Genomic DNA, 4,911 nt, shown 5'->3' with positions numbered 1-4,911 from the left:
CCCGCAGACCTGACCCTGCGGCGCGGTGCGGCGCGGGTCCTGATCGACAACTGGACCGGGACCTCCACCGTCCCCTCCCGCACCCTCTACCCGCACCAGTGGAGCTGGGACTCCGCCTTCGTCGCCATCGGACTGCGCCACCTCTCGGTTCGCCGCGCCCAGCGCGAACTGGAGTCGCTGCTGGCCGCGCAGTGGGCCGACGGACGGGTTCCGCACATCGTCTTCAACCCGGCGGTGGCCGCCGACGCGTACTTCCCCAGTCCGGACTTCTGGCAGTCCTCCCGGGTGGGCCGGGCCGCGGGCGCCCCGGCAGCTCCACAGACATCGGGCATCGTCCAGCCGCCGGTGCACGCCCTGGCGGCCTGGCTCGTGCACCGCGCCGACCCCGACGAGTCCCGCCGCCGTGGCTTCCTCGCCCGTGTTCAGCCCCGCCTGGCCGCCTGGCACGACTACCTCCTGGACCGCCGCGACCTCGGCGGCGGCGGCCTCCCGGCCGTCGTCCACCCGTGGGAGCCCGGCATGGACAACAGCCCCTGCTGGGACAAGACCCTCGCACGTGTCGAACCCGCCGCTCCCGAGACGTTCCGGCGGGCCGATCTCGACCACGGCCACCCCGCCGACCGGCCCACCGACCTCGACTACGGCCGCTACGTCCGGCTGGCCGCCGACTACCGCGAAGCCGGCTATGACGACCGGGCCGCCAGGCACCGGTTCGCCGTGGAGGATCCCTCCTTCAACGCTCTGCTGATCACGAGCGAACTGGCGCTGGCCGACATGTCCCGCGAACTGGGCCTGCCCCACGAGCGGCACACCCGGCGGGCCGACCTTCTCACCGGCACCCTGGTGGAGCGGCTCTGGGACGAGGAGGCGGGCCTGTTCCGCGTGCGCGACCTGCACGACGACACCACGGTCGACGAGGGAAGCGTCAGCGGGCTGATCCCGCTGCTCGTGCCGCACCTGCCCGCCGACGTGGTCCGCCGTCTGAGGGCCACACTCGTCGGACCCCGCTTCAACGCCCGGGCCACGCACCTGGTACCCAGTTACGACCTGACCGGTCACGCCTTCGACAAGCACCGCTACTGGCGCGGTCCGGCCTGGTTCAACACCGCCTGGCTGATCGAGCGGGGGCTGCGCACCCACGGCCTCATCGAGGATGCCGAGCGCATCCGCCGGGGCTTCCTCGACCAGGCTCAGCGCTCCGGGTTCGCCGAATACGTCGATCCGGACACCGGCGAGGGGCGCGGCGCCAGGCGCTTCTCCTGGACCGCCGCGCTCGCGCTGGACCTGCTCGGCGCCGACCACGAGCACGAAGGGCTCCGGTCATGAACGCCGACACACGGATCCAGTTGGTCCGGGACGCCACCTTCGTCCGTCTGACCACCGAGGGGGCGATCACCGGGCATCACGGGTCGACGCCCGACGGGCTGTTCTTCCAGGACGCCCGGCACCTCAGCCGCTGGCAGCTCACCGTCGACGGTTCCGATCCCGCGGCCTTGCTGCCGGCGACGCCCGAGGGCGACGACACGGCCTCGTGCGTACTGACGCCCGAGGGCACTCGGGACGACCCGCCCGCGTACACCGTCTTCCGGCGGCAGAGCGTCGCCGGGGGCACGTTCACCGAACATCTGCGCCTGGTCAGCAACCGCCCCGACGCGGTGACCGCCCGCGTTGACCTCACCGTCGACACCGACTTCGCCGACCTCTTCGAACTCCGGGCCGACGACCGCCGGTACGACAAGCCCGGCGCCGAACGCGAGATCCGCGCCACGACCGACGGGCTGCGATTCTCCTACCGTCGCGCGGCCTGGCACGCCGACACCGAGGTCGTCTGCCGCCCCTCCCCGGACACGGTCGCTGCCGCGCGTTCGGGTACCCGCGCCACCGCCCGCACGCTCAGCTGGCACGTCCCCCTGGACGCCCACGGCGCGGCCGACCTGCACCTCACCGTCCGTGCCCGGCCCCACGGCCGGCCGCCGCGCACCGGGACGGCCGAGCGGGTCACGGGAGGGCCCGCGCCCATCATGGCCGGAGGGACGGACGATCTGACCCTCGCCTGCGAGCGCGGCCTGGCCGACCTGGACCTGCTGACCATCCCGGTCACCGGCGTCGACGGAGAGGACCTGCACGTCCCCGCCGCCGGCATTCCGTGGTTCCTCACCCTGTTCGGGCGGGACTCGCTGCTCACCTCGTACTTCCTGCTGCCGTACCGGCCCGGCACGGCGGCCGCGGTGCTGAGCGCGCTCGCCGCCGTCCAGGGCGAGCGCCACGACGCCTTCAGCGGTGAGCAGCCCGGCCGCATCGTCCACGAGACCCGGCACGGCGAACTCGCCCACTTCCGACAGGTCCCCTACGGTCGGTACTACGGCGCCGTCGACGCCACCCCGCTCTTCCTCGTCCTGCTCCACGCCCACCACCAGACCACCGGCGACCGCGCCCTGGCCCGCCGGCTGGAGCAGCACGCCCGGCGCGCCGTCGACTGGATGCTCACCGACGGCGGCCTGGAGGAGCACGGCTACCTCGTCTACACCCCCGACCCGGGCGGCCTGGTCAACCAGAACTGGAAGGACTCCGCGGGCGCCGTCTGCTTCGCCGACGGCACGCAGGCCGAAGGGCCCATCGCCGTCTCAGAAGCGCAGGGCTACGCCTACGACGCGCTCCTGCGCACCGCCCAACTCGCCGCCGGAGTCTGGGGAGACGAGTCCTACGCCCGCCGCCTGCGGGAGACCGCCGCCGCGCTGCGCGCCCGCTTCACGGCGGACTTCTGGATGACCGACGCCGACTTCCCCGCCCTCGCCCTGGACGGCGCGGGCCGGCAGGTCGACGCGCTGGCCTCGGACGCCGGGCACCTGCTCTGGTCGGGCATCCTCGACGAGGACCGCGCCCGCCGGGTGGGCAGGCGGCTGCTGGAGCCGGACTTCTTCTCCGGCTGGGCGATCCGCACCCTCGCCGCGGGACAGCGCCCGTACCACCCGCTCTCCTACCACCGGGGCAGCGCGTGGCCGCACGACAACGCGGTGATCGCCCTCGGTCTCGCCCGCCACGGGCTCACCGACGAGCTGCGCCTCCTCACCGAAGGGCTCGCCGCGGCCGCGGCCGGCCACGCGTACCGCCTGCCCGAGGTTCTCGCCGGCTACGACCGCTCGGCCACCACGGGACCGGTCCCGTACCCCCACTCCTGCTCCCCGCAGGCCTGGGCGGCGGCCACCCCCCTGGCCCTGCGCACGGCCCTGGGAAGGGAGCGATGAGGCTCCTCACCGTGACCGGCGCGGAGCAACCGAGGAGTGATCATATGATCATGAGCTCACTGAGTGATGTTCCGCAGCCCGTCCGACTCGGCACCTGGCCGACTCCGCTGGAACCGATGCCGCGCCTCGCCGAGTCACTCGGGCTCGGCGCCGAGGACCTGTGGGTCAAACGCGACGACCTTGTGGGGTTGGGCGGCGGTGGCAACAAGATCCGCAAACTCGAGTGGCTGTGCGGTGCGGCTGTCGCCGAGGGGGCCACCCACCTGGTGACCACCGGCGCGCCGCAGAGCAATCACGCCCGGCTGACCGCCGCAGCGGGCGCTCGCCTCGGTCTCGAGACCGTACTGGTCCTGGCGGGCACCCCCGGCACGGCGGCGGGGGGCAATCTCGCCCTGGACGCGCTGTTCGGGGCCACCTGCATATGGGCCGGTGCCGTGGACGGCCCGGGACTCAGCGCCGCGGCCGAGGACGTCGCCTCACGTCTGCGGGCCGGGGGCGCCCGGCCGGCTGTCGTCCCGTTCGGCGGATCCAGTGCGCTGGGGGCCCGTGGATACGCCTCCTGCGGCGCCGAACTGCTCGTGCAGGACCCCGGCCTGGACACGGTCGTCGTCGCCGTGGGGTCCGGCGGCACCATGGCCGGTCTCGTACACGCGCTCGGCCCTCAGCGCGTCCTCGGAGTCCACTGCGGCGCGGTGGGAGATCCGGTCGGCACCGTGGCCGCGCTGGCCTTCGAGCTGTCCGGCGCGCCTCTCCCACCGGACTCGCTGCGGCTGCGCCTGGATCAGGTCGGCGAGAGCTACGGCACGTTGACGGGACCGGTCATGGAGGCTCTGAACCGGGTGGCCCGCACTGAGGGCATCGTGCTCGACCCCGTCTACACGGGAAGAGCGGCGGCCGGTCTCGTCGCGGCCGTCGCAGACGGCGACATCACTCCCGGGCGGCGTACCGTCCTCCTGCACACGGGCGGCCTGCCCGGCCTCTTCGGGCACGCGGGTGCGCTGCAGGCGACCGCGGCGGATCTCGCCGCCCGAAGCAGCGCGTACTGACGGCCCGGCGCCCTGATCTTCAGGCCGCCGCTCTGTCCCGCCGAGCGGCGGCCGACCGGTTCGCCGGGCCGCGACGGCGCCTACGCCGTTACCTCCGAGCGATCCCCGCCCCACAGCGTGTGGAACGCGCCGTCCCGGTCCGTCCTCCGGTACGTGTGCGCGCCGAAGAAGTCCCGCTGCCCCTGCGTCAGCGCCGCCGGCAGCCGCTCGGCGCGCAGGGCGTCGTAGTAGGCGAGGGCGGCGGCGAAGCCCGGCGTCGGCACGCCTTGGCGGGTCGCGGCGACCAGGACCTCGCGCCAGTCGTCCTGGGCGGCGGCGATCTCCCGCGCGAACGTCTCGTCCGACAGCAGGCTCGGCAGGTCCGGCCGGGCGTCGTACGCGGCGCGGATGCGGTCCAGGAAGGCCGCGCGGATGATGCAGCCGCCGCGCCAGATCGCCGAGACCGCGCCCAGGTCGATGTCCCAGCCGTACTCCTCGCTGCCCGCCGCGATCTCGTGGAAGCCCTGCGTGTACGAGACGATCTTCGACGCGTACAGCGCCTGCTCGACGCGGTCGGCGAACGCGGCCGCCTCCGACTCGCCGAGCGCCGACGCCTTCGGCCCCGCCAGCCCCCGCGAGGC

At 74.0% G+C, this 4,911-nt stretch carries 4 protein-coding genes; 3 read left to right on the top strand and 1 reads right to left on the bottom strand.

Annotation, left to right across the window (positions count from 1 at the left end):
- From IE108_RS34595 to IE108_RS34585, 3 genes are all read left to right on the top strand, one after another.
- The coding region (locus IE108_RS34595) for an MGH1-like glycoside hydrolase domain-containing protein (protein WP_229852759.1) at positions 1-1,326 on the top strand (1,326 nt) is incomplete at its 5' end.
- Complete coding sequence (locus tag IE108_RS34590) at positions 1,323-3,245, top strand: amylo-alpha-1,6-glucosidase (RefSeq protein ID WP_079163924.1); 1,923 nt, start codon at positions 1,323-1,325, stop codon at positions 3,243-3,245. The genes IE108_RS34595 and IE108_RS34590, both read left to right, overlap by 4 nt.
- 50 nt (positions 3,246-3,295) lie before the next feature.
- Positions 3,296-4,291 carry a pyridoxal-phosphate dependent enzyme gene (locus IE108_RS34585; RefSeq protein WP_064732523.1) on the top strand — a complete coding sequence of 332 codons (996 nt, stop codon included), beginning with the start codon at positions 3,296-3,298 and terminating at the stop codon, positions 4,289-4,291.
- Between the two features lie 80 nt (positions 4,292-4,371).
- Here the strand turns inward: IE108_RS34585 and IE108_RS34580 are convergent.
- Positions 4,372-4,911, bottom strand: a 540-nt coding sequence (locus tag IE108_RS34580; RefSeq protein ID WP_506410451.1) for an NADP(+)-dependent, decarboxylating phosphogluconate dehydrogenase, incomplete at its 5' end; no start/stop codon positions are given.

The organism is Streptomyces parvulus, from assembly GCF_014648855.1.
Lineage (GTDB): Bacteria > Actinomycetota > Actinomycetes > Streptomycetales > Streptomycetaceae > Streptomyces > Streptomyces parvulus.
The sequence above is the reverse complement of the archived record's forward strand: the minus strand, read 5'-3'. Positions and strand labels throughout refer to the sequence as shown.